General features: G+C 72.5%; 18 protein-coding genes and 1 pseudogene. 12 read left to right on the top strand and 7 right to left on the bottom strand.

Annotated features, from left to right (window positions below):
* Nucleotides 1-33: 33 nt before the first annotated feature.
* On the top strand, nt 34-660 hold the full coding sequence (locus QRY02_RS20275) for a response regulator (protein WP_285993097.1): 627 nt from the start codon (nt 34-36) through the stop codon (nt 658-660).
* On the opposite strand, the gene QRY02_RS20270 is transcribed toward QRY02_RS20275, so the two are convergent.
* The gene (locus QRY02_RS20270) at nt 641-4003 is read right to left on the bottom strand and encodes an indolepyruvate ferredoxin oxidoreductase family protein (protein ID WP_285993096.1); all 3363 of its coding nucleotides are present in this window, start codon (nt 4001-4003) and stop codon (nt 641-643) included. The two genes, QRY02_RS20275 and QRY02_RS20270, sit on opposite strands and share 20 nt — an antisense overlap.
* Before the next feature lie 147 nt (nt 4004-4150).
* Here QRY02_RS20270 and QRY02_RS20265 point away from each other — a divergent pair, with 147 nt between their 5' ends.
* Both QRY02_RS20265 and QRY02_RS20260 read left to right on the top strand, forming a co-directional pair.
* A complete protein-coding gene (locus QRY02_RS20265) occupies nt 4151-4591 on the top strand; it encodes an Lrp/AsnC family transcriptional regulator (protein ID WP_285993095.1) in 441 nt (146 codons plus the stop codon).
* A gap of 2 nt (nt 4592-4593) precedes the next feature.
* Complete coding sequence (locus QRY02_RS20260; protein ID WP_285993094.1) at nt 4594-5331, top strand: GNAT family protein; 738 nt, start codon at nt 4594-4596, stop codon at nt 5329-5331.
* A 38-nt stretch (nt 5332-5369) separates the two neighbouring features.
* Here QRY02_RS20260 and QRY02_RS20255 read toward each other — a convergent pair whose 3' ends face one another.
* From QRY02_RS20255 to QRY02_RS20245, 3 genes are all read right to left on the bottom strand, one after another.
* Nucleotides 5370-6353, bottom strand: a complete 984-nt coding sequence (locus QRY02_RS20255; protein WP_285993093.1) for a hypothetical protein — start codon at nt 6351-6353, stop codon at nt 5370-5372.
* Between the two features lie 91 nt (nt 6354-6444).
* Nucleotides 6445-8064, bottom strand: a complete 1620-nt coding sequence (locus tag QRY02_RS20250) for a thiamine pyrophosphate-binding protein (protein WP_285993092.1) — start codon at nt 8062-8064, stop codon at nt 6445-6447.
* Nucleotides 8061-8834: a cyclase family protein gene (locus QRY02_RS20245; protein ID WP_285993091.1), complete on the bottom strand. Its 774-nt coding sequence runs from the start codon at nt 8832-8834 to the stop codon at nt 8061-8063. Before QRY02_RS20245 ends, QRY02_RS20250 begins: the two co-directional genes overlap by 4 nt.
* A gap of 108 nt (nt 8835-8942) precedes the next feature.
* On the opposite strand from QRY02_RS20245, the gene QRY02_RS20240 reads away from it, so the two are divergent.
* From QRY02_RS20240 to QRY02_RS20200, 9 genes are all read left to right on the top strand, one after another.
* Nucleotides 8943-9338, top strand: a complete 396-nt coding sequence (locus QRY02_RS20240) for a GntR family transcriptional regulator (protein ID WP_285993874.1) — start codon at nt 8943-8945, stop codon at nt 9336-9338.
* Between the two features lie 10 nt (nt 9339-9348).
* The gene (locus QRY02_RS20235) at nt 9349-10233 is read left to right on the top strand and encodes an ABC transporter ATP-binding protein (protein WP_285993090.1); all 885 of its coding nucleotides are present in this window, start codon (nt 9349-9351) and stop codon (nt 10231-10233) included.
* Entirely contained in the window at nt 10230-11201 is a 972-nt protein-coding gene (locus tag QRY02_RS20230; RefSeq protein ID WP_285993089.1) for an ABC-2 membrane transporter-related protein, read from the top strand. Before QRY02_RS20235 ends, QRY02_RS20230 begins: the two co-directional genes overlap by 4 nt.
* 152 nt (nt 11202-11353) lie before the next feature.
* Nucleotides 11354-12889, top strand: coding sequence for a S1 family peptidase (locus tag QRY02_RS20225; RefSeq protein WP_285993088.1), 1536 nt, complete (start codon nt 11354-11356; stop codon nt 12887-12889).
* Complete coding sequence (locus QRY02_RS20220; RefSeq protein ID WP_285993087.1) at nt 12889-15066, top strand: serine/threonine-protein kinase; 2178 nt, start codon at nt 12889-12891, stop codon at nt 15064-15066. Before QRY02_RS20225 ends, QRY02_RS20220 begins: the two co-directional genes overlap by 1 nt.
* Before the next feature lie 4 nt (nt 15067-15070).
* Nucleotides 15071-16501: a vWA domain-containing protein gene (locus QRY02_RS20215; RefSeq protein WP_285993086.1), complete on the top strand. Its 1431-nt coding sequence runs from the start codon at nt 15071-15073 to the stop codon at nt 16499-16501.
* The gene (locus QRY02_RS20210) at nt 16498-17613 is read left to right on the top strand and encodes a GlnX family signal transduction membrane protein (protein ID WP_285993085.1); all 1116 of its coding nucleotides are present in this window, start codon (nt 16498-16500) and stop codon (nt 17611-17613) included. The genes QRY02_RS20215 and QRY02_RS20210 overlap by 4 nt, the downstream gene beginning before the upstream one ends.
* Nucleotides 17613-18899, top strand: coding sequence for an ABC transporter substrate-binding protein (locus tag QRY02_RS20205; RefSeq protein ID WP_285993873.1), 1287 nt, complete (start codon nt 17613-17615; stop codon nt 18897-18899). The genes QRY02_RS20210 and QRY02_RS20205 overlap by 1 nt, the downstream gene beginning before the upstream one ends.
* A 24-nt stretch (nt 18900-18923) precedes the next feature.
* Nucleotides 18924-19274, top strand: coding sequence for a CU044_2847 family protein (locus QRY02_RS20200; protein ID WP_285993084.1), 351 nt, complete (start codon nt 18924-18926; stop codon nt 19272-19274).
* Between the two features lie 47 nt (nt 19275-19321).
* On the opposite strand, the pseudogene QRY02_RS20195 reads toward QRY02_RS20200, so the two are convergent.
* The 3 genes and pseudogenes from QRY02_RS20195 to QRY02_RS20185 form a co-directional block, all read right to left on the bottom strand.
* A pseudogene (locus QRY02_RS20195) lies at nt 19322-19785 on the bottom strand (helix-turn-helix domain-containing protein); the annotation flags it as partial.
* A gap of 119 nt (nt 19786-19904) precedes the next feature.
* Nucleotides 19905-20759, bottom strand: a complete 855-nt coding sequence (locus tag QRY02_RS20190) for an SAM-dependent methyltransferase (protein WP_285993872.1) — start codon at nt 20757-20759, stop codon at nt 19905-19907.
* Between the two features lie 101 nt (nt 20760-20860).
* Nucleotides 20861-21055: a hypothetical protein gene (locus QRY02_RS20185; RefSeq protein WP_285993083.1), complete on the bottom strand. Its 195-nt coding sequence runs from the start codon at nt 21053-21055 to the stop codon at nt 20861-20863.
* Nucleotides 21056-21065 lie beyond the last annotated feature (10 nt).

Raw genomic sequence — 21065 nt, 5'->3', positions numbered from 1 at the left:
AGGGGGTGACGTGGACGCGAGGAGGCAGCCGTCGTGCGGATCGTGATCGCGGAGGACGACGCCCTGCTGCGGGAAGGGCTGGTGCTGCTCCTGCGCAGTGAGGGGTTCGAGGTCGCCGCGGCCGTCGACCACCCCGGCGACCTGGTGACGACGGTCGAGGCCGTGGAACCGGACCTGGCCGTCGTCGACGTCCGGATGCCGCCCACCTTCACCGACGAAGGGCTCCGCGCCGCGCTCGAAGCCCGGCGCCGCGTGCCCGGACTGGCGATCCTCGCGCTTTCGGCGTTCGTCGAAGACGGCTACGCGGGCGACCTCCTGGCGGCTGGCGGCGGCGGAGCCGGGTACCTGCTCAAGGAGCGCGTCGGCAAGCCCGACGAGTTCCTCGACGCCCTGCGGCGCGTCGCCGCCGGCGGCACGGTCCTGGACCGGGACGTCGTGGCGGTCCAGCTCGCCCGGCCCCGGCCCGGCGACCCGGTGGCGACCCTCACTGCCCGCGAGCGCGAGGTCGTGGCGTTGCTGGCCGAGGGCCATTCGGTGCCGACGATCGGGCGGCTGCTCGGCATCGGCACCGCCGCGGCGCGGCAGCACGCCGGGGACGTCAGCGCGAAGCTGCGCGTCCCCGACGGCGCCCAGGCGATGCTCAGCTACCTGCGGGCGTGAGGACTTCGGCCTGCCGCTCGCGGTACCGGGCCACGTTGGCCAGCTTGACGTCTTCGTAGCCGCGGACGAGGTCGGGCAGCTCGGCCAGGGCCAGCACCCGCGCCCGGTCCTGGGTGCCGAACGCCCGCAGGACCACGCTGCGGTAGTCCTCGATCAGCTCGCGCTCGACCTTGCGCACCTCGGCGCGGCCGAACGGGTCGAAGCGGGTGCCGCGCAGCCGCCGCAGCGCGCGGAGCAGCCGGAAGACCGGGCGGAACCACGGGCCGAGGCTGATCTTGCGCCGCACGCCGAGCGCCCGCAGCACCGGCGGGTGCAGCCGGTAGGCGTACTTCGTGCCCGCGCCGAACCGGTCCTCGAGGCCGTCGGTGAACGCCGGGTCCAGCGACAGCCGGGCGACCTCGTACTCGTCCTTGTACGCCATCAGCTTGTACAGGTGCTTCGCGACGGCCTCGGTGATCTCCGTCGGGCCGTCCTCCAGCACCCGCACCCGCTCGACGAACTCCGCGTACGCGCGGGCGTAGGCCTTGTCCTGGTAGGCGATCAGGTCGGGGACGCGGATGTCGAGCAGCCGCGCGAGTTCGGAGCCGGGCTCGGCGTGCACCAAGGCTCGCACCGCGCCGGGCTTCGCGGCGATCACCGGCTCCGGAGCTTCCGCCGGGGGCTCGGCGACGAGCAGGCGGCCGCGCCGGAACGCCTGCACGTTCGCGGCGACCTGGGTGCCGTTCAGCTCGATGGCGCGTTCGATCGCCGACGCGGGCAGCGGGATCGCGCCGGTCTGGTAGGCCGCGCCGAGCTGCAGCACGTTGGCGAACTGGTCGTCGTCGAAGTACTCCTCGGCCAGGCCGCGCGCGTCCAGCGACACCGTGCGCGCCGCGGCGGTGTCGATGGGCGCGAGCACGCTGGCGGGGTCCGGGAAGGACACCGTCGTGTCGACGACCATCCGGCCGGTCGGGACCTCGGTCGTGGAGACGACGGCGGTGGTGCGGGCCGGGTCGGCGACCCCGAGGTTCGCCGCGTCCGCGCCGACCAGTGCGTCGCAGGCCAGGTAGAGGTCGCATTCGCCGGCGGCGAGCTTGGGGGCCTGTTCGACCGGCTCCGCCGTCACCTTGAGGTCGGAGACGACGGCGCCGCCCTTCTGCGCGAGCCCGGTCTGGTCGAGCGTGCGGACGTGCCGGCCGTCGAGCACCGCGGCGGTGGCGAGGATCTGCGTCACGGTGACCACGCCGGTACCGCCGATGCCGGTGATCCGGACGGTGAAGTCCGTCGCCGGGGTCTCCGGCGCCGGGACGGCGTCGGCGGCCAGATCGGCGGCCTTCCGGTGCCGCTTCCGGCCGGTCGGCACCACGGTGACGAACGACGGGCAGTCCCCGGCCAGGCAGGCGTAGTCGACGTTGCACGACGACTGGTGGATCGCCGTCTTGCGACCGAATTCGGTGTCCACCGGCTGCACGGACAGGCAGTTCGACTTGGTGCCGCAGTCGCCGCAGCCCTCGCAGACGCGCTCGTTGATCACCACGCGCGTCGCGGGCGCGGTCTGCTTGCCGCGACGGCGTTTCCGGCGCTTCTCGGCCGCGCACTCCTGCTCGTGGATCAGCACGGTGACGCCCTTGACCGCGGCCAGTTCCTCCTGCGTGCGCAGGAGTTCGCTGCGGTCGCGGACCTCGACGCCGGCCGGCGGCTTCCGGTGTTTCGCCGGTGCGTCGCTGGTGATCACCACCCGCTTCGCGCCCTCGATGAGCAGGAGTTCCGCGACCTTTTCGACGGGCAGCCCGCCGACCGCGTCCTGGCCGCCGGTCATCGCGACGGCGGAGTTGTAGAGCAGCTTGTAGGTGATGTTCACCCCGGCGGCGACCGCCGCGCGCACGGCGAGGCTGCCGGAGTGGGTGAACGTGCCGTCGCCGATGTTCTGGACGAAGTGGTCGGCCTCGACGAACGGCGCCATGCCGATCCACTGGGTCCCTTCGCCGCCCATCTGCGTCACGCCCAGGACGGTGCCGACCTGGTCGGGCTCCATGAACAGAGCCATGGTGTGGCAGCCGATGCCGCCGCCGACGAGAGTGCCTTCCGGGACCTTCGTCGACGAGTTGTGCGGGCAGCCCGAGCAGAAGTACGGCGTGCGTGCGAGCAGCGGGACGGCGATGCGCTCGCGACGGCGTCGCCCCCGGTAGGCCTCGACCGGCGGAATACCCTCCGGCAGGATCCTGGCCAGGCCGGCGGCGATGCCGTCCGGATCCAGCTCGCCGAGCTCGGTGAACAGCGTCCGGCCGTCGTGGTCCTTCTTGCCGACGATCCTCGGCGCGCGGGGAACGCCGTACAGGATCTCTTTCAGCGCGGTTTCGACGAAGGCACGCTTCTCCTCGACGACGATGATCTCGTCGAGGCCGTCGGCGAACTCGCGGACGATCGCCGGCTCGAGGGGGTGGATCGCGCCGAGCTTGAGGAGGCGGATGCCGTGGTCTTCCCGGTCCAGGCCGAGGGTGCGCAGCGCCTGCCGGAGGTCCAGGTAGGACTTGCCGGCGGACACGATGCCGATCCGGTCGGCCGGCCCGCGTGCGGTGATCCGGTTGATCCCGCTCGCGCGCAGGTAGTCGAGAGCGAGCGGCAGCCGGACGGTGAAGAGGCTGCGCTCCAGCTCGGCGAGGCTCGAGCCGAGCAGCCGTGACGTCGGCGTGTGCCGGTATCCGGGGATCTCGGGTGCGGTCCACTGTGGACTGACGGTGGCGGTGCCGGACGCGTCGGCGACGTTGGCGACGATCTTCAGCGACGTCCACAGCCCGCTGGCCCGCGACAGCTCGACGGCGTGCATGCCGAGGTCGAGGACGTCCTGGGCGTCGGCCGGGAAGAGCACCGGGATGGCCAGGTCGGCGAGGGCGAGCTCGGACGCGCAGGGGACGGTGGACGACTTCGCGTTGGGATCGTCCCCGACGAGCGCGACCGCGCCGCCGCGCGGGTCGGTGCCGGCCAGGTTGGCGTGGCGGAGGGCGTCGCTGGCGCGGTCGAGACCGGGGGCCTTGCCGTACCAGAAGCCGGTGACGCCCCGCTGCCCGCCGGCACCCGCGACGAGCTGGCTGCCCATGACCGACGTCGCGGCCAGCTCTTCGTTGAGGCCGGGCCGGTGCACGACGTCGTGCTTCTCCAGCAGCGTCGCGCGGCGGCCGAGTTCGAGGTCGTAGCCGGCCAGCGGCGAGCCCTCGTAGCCCGAGACGAAGACGGCGGGGTCGCCGCCGCGGGCGCGGTCGTGGCGGACGCGGTCGAACAGCAGCCGCACCAGGGCCTGCACCCCGGTCAGGTGCACGGTTCCCGCCTCCCGCAGGTAGCGGTCCTCCAGCGTGAACGTCTCCACGCGCGGCTCCCTTCGCCTCGTTTCCGGCACGATGCGACGTGGGCCACAGTGACGCAACAGGCAGGGTCGTTTTGATGACTTCCACGCAAGGTTCTTTCAGCGTCGGCGCTGTTTGACGCCGATTTTTGCGTGCAGTTAGGCTGGCGCATGCCCGAAGAGCTGCTCGACGCCACCGACCACGAGATCCTCGGTCTCCTGCGTGAGGACGCCCGCCGCACGCTGTCCGACATCGCCGGCCGGGTGACGCTGTCCACGGCGGCGGTCAAGCGCCGCATCGACCGGCTGCGCGAAAGCGGGGTGATCACCGGGTTCACGGTCCAGGTCGACCACGCGAAACTGGGCTGGGGGATCGAGGCGTTCACCGAGCTGCGGTTCGCGGGCAACACGAAGGTGGCCGAGATCCTCCGGACGACCACGCGGATGCCGGAGGCCCAGGCGGTCTTCACGATCGCCGGTGACCCGGACGCGCTGGTGTGGCTGCGCGTGCGCGACATGGCCCACCTGCAGAAGACGATCGACGAGATCCGCCGGCACCACCAGGTGACGGGGACGAAGACGTTGATCGCGCTGGAATCCTGGTCGCGGTAGCCGTGGAGATCGTGACGCTGGCGCAGCGGCCGGAGCTGGCCGACGCGGTGTATGACATTCCTTATCCGCCGGGGTCGCCCCGGTTCATGGAGGGCAGCCTCACCAGTTTGCTGGTACGCGGCCGGCGGGTGGCCCGGCGGTGGCCGCACCTGGTGGTGGCGTTGCTCGAGGACGGGTCACCGGTGGCACGGGGGATCATGGTGCCTTTCCGCGGCCGTTCGCCGTTCCCGGCCCGCGGCTGGGACGAGGTGGCCGTCTGGGCCGCCGAGGACGCTCTTGACGGTGTGGTTCCGGATACCGCTTGTGCGTTGGAGATCGCTGTGCATCCTTCGCGCCAGGGGCGTGGCCTGTCTTCGGTGGTCCTGACGGCGATGCGGGAAGCGGTTGCCGCGGCGGGGCTCGCGTCTCTGGTCATTCCCGTGCGGCCACCGGACAAGGCTTCGGTTCCTGGTGTGTCGATGGAGTCGTACGCCTCTGCGACTCGGCCGGACGGGTTGCCGGCGGATCGGTGGTTGCGCACGCACGTCCGTGCCGGGGGACGCATCGAGTGCGTCGCTTCGTGCTCGGCGACGGTGCAGGCTCCGTTGGCTGCTTGGCGGCGGTGGACCGGGCTGCCTTTTGATCGTGACGGGGTGGTTGTCGTTCCCGGGGCTCTTGCTCCGGTCTTCGTGTCCACTGTGGATGACTATGCGGTCTATGTCGAGGCCAATGTTTGGGTGTCGCATCGGGTGGCTGGGTAGTGGCTTGCCTCTCTTCCGATGCGGTGGCCCGAGGCTAATCAGCCGCGCAGCAAGACTCCTGATGTTCGTTCTCGCTCGAAGAACGTCTCCGGCCACTCGATCGAGTCCGGTGGTGCTTCGATCGCCGTGGCCCGGTGGCGGAGCTCCGCCAGGTATCCCGCGTCCAGGAGCGCTCGGGCCGACAACGGCTCGCGCACCAAGAGATCCGCCGGGCCCTCGTACAGGTACGCGTCCACGCCCGGGTAGCCGCGCGTTGCCGGCGGATATTCGCGGTTCACCGGGAAGTACGTCGTCTCCAGGGTGCCCAGCCACGAACCCCGCAACGGCACCAAGGCCGGCCACGGGCCCAGCCGGCGCTCGAGGCGGGCGTTGTCCGCCGTGAACCCGCGGTGGTCCGCGATCACGTACGCCGCTCCGGGGTGCTCGCGTTCCAGCTGGGCCACCGCGCCGCTGCCTCCGTCGTGCGTCAAGTGGCCCAAGCCGAACAACATCAGCGCCTTGCGGTTCCTCTGCAGCACCTGCGTCTTCACCACCGACACGATCGAGGCGTCCCGGTCCAGGAACGGCTCCAGGTCGGCCGGCGTGTGAACGCGGCTCCAGTCGACCGGCGGATCGGCCGCCAGCACGCGGAGCTTGCGCGAGGCGGGCAGCGTCGTGTTGACCTGCCGGACCAGGGCGAAAAGCTGTTCGTAGAACGTCGAGAACCCGCAGCTCGGCTGCGTTGTGTCGCGCCAGACACTGCTGATCTCCGGGACTTGCGCCCCGGCGGTGTACGCGTCCAGCACCGGCTGGAGGCGCGCGTTGCCGCACTCCACCACGATGTCGTTCACCCGTGCCGGAAACCGGGGGTCGCGGATCAGGTCGAACACGAACGTTCCCACGTCCGGGCTGGACTTCGCCACGATCGCGTGGCTGTCGAACGCTGCCAGCAGCGCCGCCGCCGGGTCGGGACGGTGCTGGCCCGCGTCCGCCGGAGCGGCGAGCAGGACGGCGGCCGCCAGCAAGGCCAAGAAGAGTCGCACGAGAGCTCCTCGGGTAGTTTCCCCACTGTCTTACGTCTATAAGACAACTCGGCCAGCATTCATGGGGCCCGGGGGCCGTGTCAAGGCCGGTCTAGTGGCGGAACGCCTCCGCCAGCCACCACGATCCGCCGTCGTCGGCGATCTTGGCGTCGATCACCAGCGGCGCCGACCGGGGGCCCGCCAGCCAGTCACTCGCCGCAGGCAAGTCGGCGGCCGACCGCACCGTGACGCCCGTGCAGCCGAAGCCGCGGGCGATGGCCGCCAGGTCGGAGTCGGGGAAGCGGACCGTCGTCATGTCGGCGTCGCCGAAGTGGTGGACCTCCGCGCCGTACGCCGCGTCGTTGTAGACGATCACCACCAGCGGCAGTTCCAGGCGGACCGCGGTGTCCAGTTCGGACAGTGCCATGTGGAACCCGCCGTCGCCCGTGCCGAGCACCGGCAGCCGGTCCGGGCGGGCCAGGGCCGCTCCGATCGCCGTGCCCAGGCCCAGGCCGATGCTCTGGAACGCCTGGGTGAAGCAGAACCCCTGCTCGTCGGGCACCGACAGGTACGCGCTCGGGTACCCCATGAAATTGCCCGAGTCGATCGAGACGATCCGCTCGGCCGGGAGTAACTCGTCCAGGAGCCGGCTCAGCGTCCGCGGGTCGATCCGGCCGCCACCGGAGAGGTCTTCGTGCTCGACGTCGTTCCAGCGGCCCGCCGCGATCCGGGCCGCCACCTCGTCGGTGCGGTAGCCCCGGTGCTCCTGCGTCAAGGCGAGCACGTCGAGGGCGGTGCCCGCGACGTCGCCGACGACGCCCAGGTCGATCGGCCGGTGTGCGCCCAGCGCTGCCTGCTCGACGTCGACCTGGGCCAGCTTCGCGTGCGGGCTGAGGAGCCTGCCGTGGCGGGTCGTCCACATGTTCAGCGCGCAGCCCCAGCCGACGACCAGGTCGGCGCCCACGATCAGCTCGGCCGCCGCAGGGGAGGCGAAACCGCCCGAGATGCCCAGTGCGAACGGGTCGTCGTGGAACAGGCCGTGCGCCACAGCGGACGTCGCCAGCAGCGCGCCGCACCGTGAAGCGAGCTCACGCAGCACTTCCCCGTGGCCGCGGGCACCGCGGCCGGCGATGAACACCGGCCGCTCGGCGGCGGCCAGGAGGTTCGCCAACGCCGCGACTGCGGCGGTGTCCGGTCGCACGGGAGCGGGCCCCGAGATGTCCGGCAACGGAGGCGGGGACGGCGCCGGCTGGGCCTGGACGTCGAGCGGGAGGTTCAGCACCACCGTCCGGCGCTGCTGGCGCGCCGTCCGGAACGCCCGCACGGTGTCGGCCACCGCCGTCGCGGCCGAGTGCACGCGCTCGGGCACCGCGCCGACCGCCACCGCCAGGCCGTCCTGGTCGATGCGGAAGTTCGACAGCACCGACGCGGCCGCGGAGTCGGCCGTGAGCACCAGCATCGGCGTCCGGCTCTTGGCCACTTCGGTGATCCCGGTGACGGCGTTGGTCAGGCCGCAGCCCTGGTGCAGCGACAGCACCGACACCCGGCCGCTCATCCGGGCGTACGCGTCGGCCATGCTCGCCGCGCCGCCCTCGTGGCGGGCCGCGACGAACCGGACGCCGCCCGCGCGCAGCGCGTTGGTCACCTCGAAGTTGCCGCTGCCCACCACGCCGAACGCCGTGCCGGCGCCGAGGCCGGCCAGTGTGCGACCGACGAGTTCGGCGACGTTCACCGCTCCACCAGGGCCAGCACCCGGGCGGGGCTGCCGGAGCCGCCGACGATCGGCAGCGGTGAGACCAGCAGCAGCACGCCGGTCGGGGGCAGCGACGCGAGGTTCTGCAGCTGCGTCAGGCCGTGCTTCCCGGCGCCCAGCAGGAGCTCGTGGCAGGGGAACATCGGCTCGAGGCCGGGCGCCTGTCCCGCGTCGGTGCCCACCGTTTCGACGCCGAGCCCGGTGATCGGCGTTTCCTCGGCGAGCCACCGGGCGCAGCCGGCCGAGACGCCGGGGGTGTGCGAGCCGGCCTCGTCGGCGTTGAGGAACTCCTGCTGGTCGCCGCTGCGTGCATCCCAGCCGGTGCGGTAGAGCAGCCAGCCGCCGTCGGGCAGCGGCCCGTGCTCCGCCGCCCAGGCCCGGACGTCGTCGATCGAGAGCAGGAAGTCCGGGTCCTCGGCCGCCCGGGCGGAGAAGTCGAGCACGACCGCGGGCGCCACCAGCGTCTTCAGCGGGACCTGCGAAACGTCGTGACCGTCCTTTCCGGACACCCAGTGCACCGGGACGTCGAGGTGGGTGCCGGTGTGCTCGCCGGTGTGGATGTCGTTCCAGTACCACCGCGGGCCGCGGTCGTCGTAGCGGCTGATCTCCTCGAGCCGGAACGGGATCGTGTTGGCGAACGGCTCGGGCAGCTGCAGGATCGGCGTGCTCGAGCTCAGGGGAGCGGTGAGGTCGACGATCTCGATCGCCCCGCCCGCGATCGCCTTGCTCAGCCCGTCCAACAACGACATGCCTGCCTCCCGGTGCCGGTGTGCGTTCGTCGATCGAGACTATGCCTTGACAGGCGTGCGCCGTCAGGTGTTGTCTTAATGTCGTAAGACAATAGGAGGGTGGGCAGGGTGATCGAGTTCGTCCTCGACGGCCGTTCCCGGGTTGCCACGTACATGCAGCTCGTCGTCCAGGTGAAGCAGGCGTTGCGCGTCGGCCTGCTGCGGCCCGGCGACCAGCTGCCGAAGGTGCGGGACGTGGCCGAGACGCTGGCGATCAACCCGAACACCGTGCTCAAGGCCTACCGCGAGCTGGTGCTGGAAGGGCTCGCCGAAGGCCGCCCGGGGGTCGGCACCTTCGTCACCGGCACCTTGGCCGGGCCCTCGCTGGGCCACCAGGCGCAGCTGCGCGACGAACTGGTGGCGTGGCTGGAGCGGGCCGAAACCGCGGGCATGTCGCCCGACGACATCGCCGCCCTCATCGAAACCACGATCCGCGGCACCCGGGTGCCGCACGACCTGTCGTAGGGAGTCCGGAATGGAACCGGCGGTGGAAGCCAGGGCGCTGGGCAAGCGCTACGGGCGCACCTGGGCGCTGCAGGACTGCGAGCTGGAGGTGCCCGCGGGGCGGATCGCCGCGCTGGTCGGCCCGAACGGCGCGGGCAAGACGACACTGCTGCACCTGGTCGTCGGCCTGCTGAAAGCCGACGCGGGCGAGGTGCGCGTCTTCGGGCGTGAGCCGCGGTCGGCACTGCCGGACATCGGGTTCGTCGCGCAGGACACCCCGCTCTACCGCGATTTCACCGCGGCGGAGCTGATCACCATGGGCGGGAAGCTCAACCGCCGCCGCTGGGACACCGCGCTGGCGCGTGACCGGCTCGCCATGCTCGGCATCCCGCCGGACAAGCCGGTGGGGAAGCTGTCCGGTGGCCAGCGCGCCCAGGTCGCCCTGGCGCTGGCCCTGGCGAAGCGACCGCGGTTGCTGCTGCTCGACGAACCCATCGCGAGCCTCGACCCGCTCGCGCGCCGCGAGTTCATGCAGACGCTGATGGGTGCGGTGGCCGAGAGCGAGACGACCGTGCTGCTGTCGTCGCACCTGCTCGCCGACCTCGAACGCACCTGCGACCACCTCATCGTCCTGCAGCGGTCCCACGTCCGGCTGGCGGGGCCGGTCGACGAGCTGCTCGCCACGTTCTGCACGCTCACCGGCCCGCGGGCCGGCAGCGAATCCATCGCCGGGGTGGCGGAGGTGGTCCGCGCGAGCCACACCGAACGCCAGTCGACGCTCCTGGTCCGCCGCGGCGACGGCCCGATAGATCCACTGTGGACGGAGCATGAAGTGACCCTGGAAGATGTGGTGCTGGCTCACCTCGCCGAAACCGGGCCCCGCGTCCCGGCGTCCGCGTGGGAGGTGCCGGCATGATCTGGCTGATCTGGCGGCAGCACCGCAAGCAGGCGCTGTTCACCCTCGGCGCACTGGCCGCGCTCGCCGCGGTCATGGTGCCCACCGGCCTGGCGATGCACGCGAAGTATGACAGCCTCGGCCTGGGCGCCTGCCGGTCCGCGCTCGGCAGCGCGTCGCTGATCACGCAGACCGAAGCGACGTCGCGGTGCGAAAGCCTCGGCCACCAGTTCCAGCAGGAGTTCGGCGGCATGGTGTTCATCGCCGTCCTGTTCGTCGTCCTGCCGGTGCTGGTCGGCGTGTTCTTCGGCGCGCCGCTGGTCGCCCGTGAGGTCGAGCAGGGCACCCACCGTCTCGTGTGGACGCAGGGGGTGACTCGCCTGCAGTGGGCGCTGGCCAAGTTCGGCCTGGTCGGCGCGATGACCACGGTGCTGGCGGTGGGGTACGCGCTGGGCGTGTCGTGGTGGTTCCAGCCACTGGTGAGCGCGAGCACCGGCCGGCTGACCTACCTTTCGTTCGACGTCCAGGGGATCGTCCCGGTCGCGTACACGCTGTTCGCGCTGGCGCTGGGTGTCTTCGCCGGGACCTACTTGCGGAAGGTCCTGCCCGCCATGGGGATCGCCCTCGTCGGGTTCGCGGCGGTCCGCGTCGCGATCGAGGTCCTCGCCCGGCCGCGGTACCTGCCGGCGCAGAGCCTCACGTTCGCCCCGGCCGGCGGGCAGACGCCGAATCCGGCTTCGGGGAACTGGGTGATGGACGTCGGTGTCCGGAACGCGGCCGGCGAGCTGGTCCTGCCGAACGCCCAGCTCGGCCCGTGCCCGCCCGGCGGCTGCGCCGACGCCGTGGCCGGCCCCGGGGCGGTCAACTGGCTGCAGTACCAGCCGGGGGACCGGTTCTGGCTCTTCCAGGTCATCGAGACCGGGATCTTCGTGCTCCTGGCGGCGGCGCTGGTGTTCTTCGCCCTCCGCCGGCTGCGGACGATCGCCTGACCCGGCGCCGTCGGACACTGGCCACCGGACGCCGTCGCGGTTCGTGAGTTCCCCACGGTGGCACGGAGTTGAGCGGCCGATCGGGTGATCTGCGGGGGTAAGCGGGCGAACCCGCCCCGGCGGGCCGGTGCGGGGTCGTAAGGTCGCTTCCGGTGAGGGAGCACAACGGTTTTACCGCTGGGCACACGGGGGATTCGGAACCGTGGCGGGTCTGCCTGCTGGACTCGTCGGGCCGGGCACTGGGTGCCGGGATGCTGCTGGGCGAATCCACGGTCCTCACCTGCGCGCACGTCGTGCAGGCCGCCGGGGAGGAAGCGCTTTCGGGGGCGCCGGTGCTGGTGCGGTTCGTCGGCTTGGACAGCATGCCCGAAACGCTCGCCACCGTGCGGCCCGGTTGCTGGGTGCCACCGTCGGAGGACAGCCGGGGCGACATCGCGCTGCTGGACCTCGCCGAACGGTTCCCCCACGTGCCCGGCGCGCCGCTGGTGCGCCTCGGCGCCGTGCGTGACCGGGTGGTCCACACCTACGGCTTTCCGCGCCCGCACCGCTACGGCGTCTGGGTGAACGACGCCAAGCTGGCCGGGCCGGTCGGCGAGTGGATCCAGCTCAACTCCCCGCTGCCCGGGGAGCGGGTCCGTCGCGGCTTCAGCGGCGCGGGCGTGATCGACAAGGCAACCGGTGCGGTCCTCGGCATGGTGGTCACCGAGTACACCGACGAGCAAGCCGGGCTCGCCTACCTGATCCCGGTGGAGATGATCGTCCGGCACGTCCCGGAGGTCGACCGGTGGGTGGGCCCACCGCCGCCGTCGTCGCGCGGGGTGCTGATCGTGGTCATCGGCGATCGTGATTCGGCTGTGCAAGAAGGTTTCGAGGCGGAGATGCGGCGCACGTACCGGGTGTCCCGCTCGCCGGGGACGAACCGGGTCCTCGACGAGCGGGCCCCCACGATCGTGGACGCGACCGACAAGACCGCCGGTGAGGTGGCCGAGCACGTCAGCAAGCGCATCAGCAGCGAGCTGGCTCCCACGGTGCTGGAAACCAACCCCGGGAACGTCGCGATCGCGATGACCGGTGTCGAAGCTTCGCGCGCCCCGGAGAAGGTGCTCACGGAAGTGGTGAAGCGGCTGACGGATCAGGGAGCCACCGTGCTGGTCCAGTTCAGCGGGCCGGACTCGCCCGGCGCGCACCTGGCCCGCCGCTGGGAGAAAGAGCGGAACGCGCGCCGTCTGGAGCGGCTGGCACTGCTGGTCGACATGGTGGAGCACGAAGAGGAACGCGCGCAGGAGCGAGCCGCCCGGATCGGCTCGCACGCGGCGGTCCCCGGCGCGTCCGTGGACCTGCGCCTGCGGCTGGCCGTGCTGCGCTCGGCCGACGAGCGGATCGAACCGGGCCGCGTGCGGCTTGCCCTGGCGAAGGCGGAACGTGATGCGGAAGCGGCCCGGTGGAAACTCGTCCGGCTGCACGCCGACCCCGGCACGGGAGTCGCCCGGTACGAGGAACTGCGCGGACTGCTGCGCGCCTACAACGCGAAGGCGACCGACAAGGGCTCGATGGAGGACGAGGAGCTGGGCGAGCTGTTCCGCGAGGCCATGGCGATGCTGGCCACGTGGCCGGACGATCCGGAGGCGGCAGCCGAGCTGGTCGAGCGGTACGTGCGCGCGGTCCGCCGCAGGCTGGAGGGGATGTGATGGCGGAACCGGTGCGGTGCCACGGGCAGCCGGTCCCGGCGCACGGCTACTGCGAAGTCTGCGGCTCTCGCCGGGGGCCGGTGGAGCGTCCGGCCGAGCCGGCCCCGGAAACGGAGAGCACACAGCGCGGTTCCGAGACCCGGACCGGCGACGCGGATTTCCACTTGCTGCCCCCGATCGAGGTGCCGGACCCGGAAGAGCTCGTCCTCGCCGACCCGGACTACCCCGAGCAGCACCGGTTCTGCGGCTACTGCGGGGAACCCGTCGGCCGCGCCTACGCCGGCGAACCGGCGTTCGCCGAGGGCTTCTGCGAACAGTGCGGCAAGCGCTTTTCCTTCCTGCCCAAGCTGAAGCGCGGCGACCGGATCGGCGACCGCTACGACGTCATCGGCTGCTTCGCCCGGGGCGGGCTCGGCTGGGTGTACCTGGCCACCGACATCGCGCTCGCCGGCCAGCACGTCGCCCTCAAGGGCGTGATCAACAGCGGCAACGCCACGCTGAGGGCCATGGCGCGGGTCGAGCGTGATGTGCTGGTCCGGCTCGACCACCCGAACATCGTGCGCATCAGCGACTTCGTCGAGCACCCGCCGCCCGGCGGTGGCGAGCCGGACACCTACCTGGTGATGGAGTACGTCGGCGGCCGGTCGCTGCGGGACCTCCTGAAGCAGGGGCCGCTCCTGCGGGCCGAGCACGTGATCGTCTACGGCCGCGCGATCCTCGGCGCACTGGACTACCTCCACGGCGAAGGCCTGCTCTACTGCGACATGAAGCCGGAGAACGTCATCCACGGCGACAGGCGGGTCAAGGTCATCGACCTCGGTGCGGCCCGCTCGATCGAAGACCCGGCGGGCCCGGCTGTCGGCACCGAAGGGTTCCAGGCGCCGCCGTACGAGCTCGCCCAGTACGGCCTGACCGTGCGCTCGGACCTGCACACGGTGGGCCGGACGCTGCAGGTGCTGCTCGGAGCCGCGGGCGAAGAGGCCGAGCAGGATGGCGTCGGCTCCCTGAGCCGGGTCCTCGAGCGCGCGGTCGCGCCGTTCGAGCGACGGTTCGCCACCGCGTCCGAAATGGCGGAGCAGCTCGACGGCGTGCGCCGGGAAATCCTTTCCCTGCGCGACGAACGGCCGCGGCCGGTGCCGTCGGCGCTGTTCGAGGACACCGCGGAACTGCTCGACGACGGCCTCGGCGCCGTGCCCGGCCTGGAGCACTGGGTCGACGGCGAGCGCGCCGGCCGGTTGGACCTCGGCCTGCCGCGCGCCGCCGACGGTGCGGGACGGCTGCCGATCCCGCGGGTGGCCCCCGACGATCCCGCGGCGGAGTTCATCGCCGCCGCGGGGGCGCCCGGACCGCACCGCTGGCTGGACAAGCTCGGGATGTTCGGCAAGCGCTCGGTCGAGATCGCCTTCGCCCGGACGCGGGTGCTGGTCGCGGTGGGGGACTCCGGTGCCGCGGCCGCGGCCCTGGCGGACGCCGAAGAGCAGCTCGGGACCGAGGCCGCGCGGGACTGGCGGGCGGCCTGGCACCACGGGCTGCTGGCGCTGGCCCGCGACGACGCCGAGCAGGCGGCGGCCGCGTTCGACCGGGTGCACCGCAGCTGGCCCGGCGAGATCGCGCCGAAGCTGGCGCTCGGGTTCTGCGCCGAACTGCGCGGGGAAACCGAGCAGGCCGAGCGCTGCTACCGCTCGGTGTGGCACCGCGACCACGGCCAGGTCAGCGCCGCGTTCGGCCTGGCCCGCTGCTACCTGCGGGCCCACGGCCGCGACGCCGCGGTCGCCCTGCTCGACGCCGTGCCGCCGATCTCGCGCCACTACGACGCCGCGCGGATCGCCGCCGTGCGGATCCGGGCCGGGCGCCTGCCGTCCGGGCCGCCCGGCCGCGACGACTTCGCCGACGCGGCGCGCCGGCTGCCCGAGCTCTACCTCGACCGGGAGGCCCAGGACCGGCTCGAGGCGCTGGTCCGCGAGGCCGCGCTCGCCGGCCTGCCCGTACTGGCCGGGTTCCGCGGCCTCGAAGACTGGGACGGCGGCGCGCTCCTTGGCGAGCGCGTCACCGAACGCGGCCTGCGGTCGCTGCTGGAGGTGTCCCTGCGCCGGCTCGCCGAGCGGGCGCCCGACCGGAACTCCCACGGAGTGCTGGTCGACCTCGCGAACTCCGTCCGGCCGAAGACGAGAAGGTGATCGGATGCCCGACCGGGACCGCCCGTCGTTCACCCTGCAGCTCGACCAGAACAAGTACCTGGCGCCCTCGGACGACCGGATGGACGTCGTGCTCACCGTGCGGGTGGGCGACGCCGGGGTGCCGGCGGCCGGCCTGCCGCCGACCGCCGAGCTGCTGCTGGTGGACTGCTCCAGCTCGATGGACTGGCCGCCGACGAAGATCGAAGCCGCCCGGCACGCCTGCCGTGCGGCCATCGGCTCGCTGCGGGACGGCGTGCTGTTCGGCGTGGTCGAATGCACCAGCCGGGCCCGGCTCGTGTACCCGGCCGAGCCGCCGCTGGCGGTGGCCGGCGAGCGGACCCGCCACGAGGCCAAGGCCGCGGCCGCCGGGCTGATCGCCGGGGGCGGCACGGCGATGAGCACGTGGCTGGACCTGGCCCGGGACCTGTTCGAGACGACCCCGGCCGTCATCCGGCACGCGGTGCTGCTCACCGACGGCAAGAACGAGTCCGACCACCGGGGGGCGCTGGACGCCGCGCTCGACCGCTGCCGGGGCCGGTTCGCCTGTGACGCGCGGGGAATCGGCGACGACTGGGATCCGCGGGACCTGCAGCGGATCGCGGCTGTGCTGCGCGGCAGCGCGGACGCCGTCCTGGAGGACGCGGAGCTCGCCGGGGACTTCCGGCGCCTGGTCGAGCGGGCGATGGGCCGGACCGTGCCGGACCTGCGGCTGCGGGTGACCACGATGCCCTACAGCCGGCTGCGGTTCGTCAAGCAGGTCTTCCCGACCGAGGTCGAACTCACCTCGCAGGTCCGTGCCGAAGGCCGCGTGCTCGAGCTGCCCACCGGGGCGTGGGGCGACGAGCTGCGCGAGTACCACCTCTGCCTCGACGTCGAAGCGGGGGAGCTGACGCGGTACGACGACCGGTTGCTGGGCACCGTCACGCTCTTCGCGGGGGCCGACGAACCGGTCGGCGAACAGCAGGCCGTCATCGGCTACCTGACCGACGACCTGGCGCTCTCCAGCGTGCCGGACGACAACGTCGCCCGCGTCACCGGGCAGGCCGAACTGGGCCGCGCGGTCCGGGCCGGCTGGGACGCCTTCCAGCGCGACGACCGGGTGGCGGCGGCGCGCGAATGGGGTACCGCGGTCCGGCTGGCGACCGGGCTGGGCAACGCGGAGATCCTCAAGCGCCTCGGCCGGCTGATCGACGTGCACGACGACGGCACGGTCGCGATCAAGGACAGCGTCCGCCCCCGGGACGGCTTCTCCCTGGTGCTCGGTTCGACCATCTCCAGCTTCGCCGGTCCGGCGGAACCCGCCGCCGTCGCCGCCCCGCCCGAACCCGGCGGCCCACCGCGCGAGTGCGTCCACTGTGGACATAAAGCGCGGCCGACGGCGAAGCGGTGCGGGCACTGCGGCGAGCCGCCGTTCGAGGCGGGAACGCCGTCGTGACCGCGACCAGCGCCACCCGGCAGACCCTGTGGTGGCTGCGGCTCGGGCTCGTGGCCGGCAGCGTGCTGGTGCTGGGGACGGCACTGGCGACGTTCCTCGGCGTGCGGGCCAGCATCGCCGAGGTGCGGGAGCGGACCGCGCCCGCGGTGCTCGAGGTGTCGCTGGCCAAGGAGGCGATCGTGGCCGCGCACCGCGCCGCGGTGACCGCGTTCGAGGCCCGGCAAGCGCGCCTGACCGGCCCCAGTGAGCAGTACGAGGACGAAATCGCCCGGACGAGCCAGCAGCTGGCCCAGGTCGCCGAGCACAACGCGGCGGGCGAGGCGGGCAGCCAGACGCTGCTGTTGATCGAAGGGCTGCTGCCGTCGTACAACGGCTTCATCGGGCGCGCCGACGCCTACTTCCGGGAGGACTCGGGCGGCCCGCTCGCCGCGAGCAACCTGCAGTCCGCGTCGGACCTGCTGACCGCGCCGTCGAACGGGATCCTCGCCCGGCTCGACGCGCTCGAGGCCGCCCAGCGCGCCGCCCTCGACCGGCAGCTCGGGGCGAACTGGCTGGATCCCGCGATCACGGTGCTGTGGGCGGTGCCGCTGGTCCTGCTGCTCGCCACGCTCGTCTGGGCGCAGCGGTTCCTCGCCCGGCGGTTCCGGCGCACGGTGAACACCGCGCTGCTGGCCGCCACGGTGGCCTGCGTGCTGCTGGGCGCGGGAACGGCGCTGCTGCTCGGCATCCAATCCGACGCCCGGGACGGCGGCGCCGCGCTGGAGCAGACCGTCGACGCGCGGTCCGCGGCCACTTCGGCTGCCGCCGGCGACGCCCGGTGGACCCTCGCCCACGTGCTGACCGCCCAGTGCGGGATCGAGGGAGTGGCCGCGTGCGGTGACACGGTGACCGCGTTCGCCGCCGGGACACCCGTCCCGCCCGACGTCCCGGACGCGCCGCCGGGCGCCGTCGACGAATCGGCGCTGCTGGGCCCGGGACTCACCGAACCGGGCTGGACCGGAGTGCTCGGCTACGGGATTCCGCTGCTGGCCGCCGGAATCGGCGTCCTGGCGGTGGGCGGCCTGCAACCCCGGGTCGACGAATACCGGTTCCGCGGGAGGAGAGAGCCGTGATGAGGCGCTGCGCCGGTTCGGTACTGGCCCTCGTGCTCCTGATCTCCGGGTGTGCCGCCGGGACCGGCGCGGAGCCGCTGACCGTGCTGGGGTCGTGGACCGGCGACGAGCAGACGGCGTTCCTGCGGGTCCTCGACGGGTTCACCCGCGAAACCGGGATCCAGACGCGCTACCAGGGCACCCGCGCGCAGAACCAGGTGCTGCGCGGGGACCTGCAGCAGGGCACCCCGCCCGACGTGGCGGTGCTGTCCAACCCGGCCGAGCTGGCCGGTTACGCGCATTCCGGCCAGCTGAAACCCCTCGACGGCGTCCTCGACGCGGACGCGACCGCCGCGTACAGCTCGTCATGGCGGAAATTGCAGCAGCTCGGCGGGAACACGATGTACACGGTCGTGGTGAAGGCGGACCTGAAGAGCATCGTCTGGTACGACCCGGACAGGTTCCGGGAGGACCCGCCGGACACCTGGGACGCGCTCGTGGCGACCTCCCGGCGGCTTTCCGCCGCCGGGCAGCAGCCGTGGTGCCTCGGCATGGGGGCGCCGCCGAACTCCGGGTTCCCGGGCACCGACTGGCTCGAGGACATCCTGCTGCACCTGGCTCCGGACAAGTACGCCAAGTGGGCGGCCGGCGAGCTGGCGTGGACCGACGAGATCGTGCGCGACGCGTGGCAGCGGTGGGGCACGCTGGTCCTGGCGCCGGGCGCGGTCCGCGGTGGCAGCACGGCGGCCCTGCTCACCTCGTTCGCCGACGCCGGCCGGGGCCTGTTCGCCGATCCGCCCCGCTGCCTGCTGGAGCACCTCGGCTCGTTCGCGATCGGCGGCTACCTGGCGGTCCCGCGGCCGGCCGGGCCGCCCGTGCCCGACCGGGACTTCCGGTTCTTCCCGTTCCCGGGCACCGGGAAAACCGCGCGGTCGGAGGTGGCGGCCGACCTCGCCGGGATGTTCCGCGACACCCCGGCCGCGCGCCGGCTCATGGTCTACCTGGCCGGGGAACAGGGGCAGCGGATCTGGCCGTCCGGCGGGACGACGTTCTCGGTGCACCAGCGTCTCGTCCGCCAGGGCGTCTACGGCAGCGACGTGACCCGGCGGATCGCGACGACCCTGGCCGACGGCACCGACCTCTGCTTCGACGCGTCGGACCTGATGCCCTCGGCGATGACCAGCGCGTTCTACCAGGCGGTGCTGGAGTACCTGGCCCACCCCGACCGGCTGGACACCCTGCTCGGGGAGCTGGAGGCGGTGCGCCGGGGCATCGCCCCGGACCAGTGGCTCACCCTGCCGTGCTGAACCCGTGTGGAAGAAGGAGATCCGGTGCAGGAGTTCGTGCGTTTCCCGCTGGCCGACGGCGGTTCGGTGGTCGTCGAGGTCGAAGGGGAACCGGGCCTGGAACAGGCGTCGGTGCCTTCGGGGGTGCTCCGCAAGGCGACCACGACCTTCGAGCACGCCCTGGGCGAGGTCCGCGCGGCCGCGTCCGCCGCGCTGGCCCAGTTCCGTGACCTCGGCCCGGACGAGGTCGAGCTCAAGTTCGGCGTCAAGCTCGACGCCCAGGCCGGGGCCGTGATCGCGCGCACCGGGCTGCAGGGCCAGTTCGAGGTCAAGCTGAAGTGGCTGCGCGACGGCGCGTCGCCGGCCGAGGAAGCGACCGAAGAACCGGAAGGGTGAGGTGCTAGGTGTACTGACCTGTGAGGTTGGGGACGCGGCTGAGCGGCCCGGTGGCCGCCGCCGTCGGGGATGTTGCCCGGCTTCTTGATGTCCACGTGCACCAGGTCACCGGGCGCGGCGTGCTCGTAGCGGCGAATGGGGTGGCGGTGGCCCGATCGAGGTGGGTGAGCGGGGCGAGCCGGTAGCGGGACAGGATCCGGTGCACCGTGGAGGGGTTGAGGCCGAGCAGGTAGGCGATCCGCGCGGGTCCCCACCGGCGGATCACCCGGACCTTGATGACTCGCCGCTCGGTCGGTGTCGGTGTCCGGGCCGGACTGGTGCGCGGGCGGCTGGACCGATCGGCCATGCCGGCTTCGCCGAGGTCGCGATAGCGGCCGGCCCATCGGGCGGCGGTGGAGACCGACACCTGGAACCGTTCGGCGGCCCGCCGCAGCGGCCAGTGGTCTTCGACGATGCATCGGGCCAGCCGGAGTCTGCCGGTCGGGGTCAGGGGTGCGTTAGCGTGGGTCACGAGGGCCTCCAGGTCACCGGTGCAGATGTCGCAATCCACACCGAACCCGCAGGCCCTCCCTCACACCAGGATCATCCGATCACGTGTCACCACGATCGCAACCTCCCCGGACAGAACAGCTAGGGCTTGTAGCCGACGATCCCGGCGACGCACTTGGCCGAGTCGCTGAGCGGCGTGAGCCGGGGGCCGTCCGGCCACCACTCGTCACAGACCGCCATGCCCGGGCCGGACGTCGCGTTCGGCTGGACCAGTTCGAGGCCGGCCATCATGGCTTCGATCTCCGCGCGGGTGCGGAAGCGGCCGGCGCCGAGCGGGCCGGAGACCAGGATCTGCTCGATGCGCTTGGCGATCGCGGTCAGCTCCGGCACTTCGGGGTCGAAGAAGTGCGACAGCACCACGTACGAGCCCGACGGCAGCGCGTCGATGTACTCGCGCATGAGGTCGACGACGCCGTCGCCCTCGAAGTGGTGCATCGTGCCCACCTGCAGCAGCGCGACCGGCTCGGAGAAGTCGACGTGCGCCAGGACATCCCGGTGGCCCAGGACGTCCTGCGGCTTGAAGATGTCCGCCTCCACCATGTGCGTGAAGTCGTTCTCGACGAGCAGCGCACGCCCGTGGGCGAGGACCACGGGGTCGTTGTCGATGTAGACGACCGTGTTGTCCTTGTCGATGCGCTGCACGATCTGGTGGGTGTTCTCGGCCGTCGGCAGGCCGGACCCGCAGTCGAGGTACTGGTGGATTCCGGTCTGGTTGGCCAGCATCCGCAGCGCGCGGTTGTGGAACCCGCGGTTGCCGCGGGCGATGTCCACCGCTTCCGGGACGGCGGTGCGGATCTTGTCCATCACCACGCGGTCGACTTCGTAGAAGTTGTGGCCGCCGAGGAACCCGTCGTAGATCCGCGCGATGCTCGGCCGGGCGGGGTCGACCCCCACCGGCGTCTGGCTCGGGGACAGCGCGGACGGCGTGCCGGACATGGCGACCTCGCAGGACTTCGGCGGGCGGCGTTGGGCCACCCAGAGTAGTAGGTCGCGTCCGCGCGGTGAAGCGGAGGTGGACTCGGGCAGCTGCCGGGGCTTCAGCCGCCGGGGCGGAGCCGCTGGCCGGGGATGTCGGCGGCGCGCCGGTCGCGTTCGCGGCGCAGGCGCTCAAGGTGCTGCTCGATCCGCCGGTCGAGGTCGCGCGCGGCCTCGGACAGGTCCGTCAGGTCGCGACGGGAAGCCGGGTGCCCGGCGGTGGCCCCCGTGTCCCTTTCGTTCCCTGCCCTGTCCACTACCGGCACC

It is taken from the genome of Amycolatopsis sp. DG1A-15b (genome assembly GCF_030285645.1).
GTDB lineage: Bacteria > Actinomycetota > Actinomycetes > Mycobacteriales > Pseudonocardiaceae > Amycolatopsis.
Note: the sequence above shows the minus strand (reverse complement) of the source record. Positions and strands in the feature narration are given on the sequence as shown.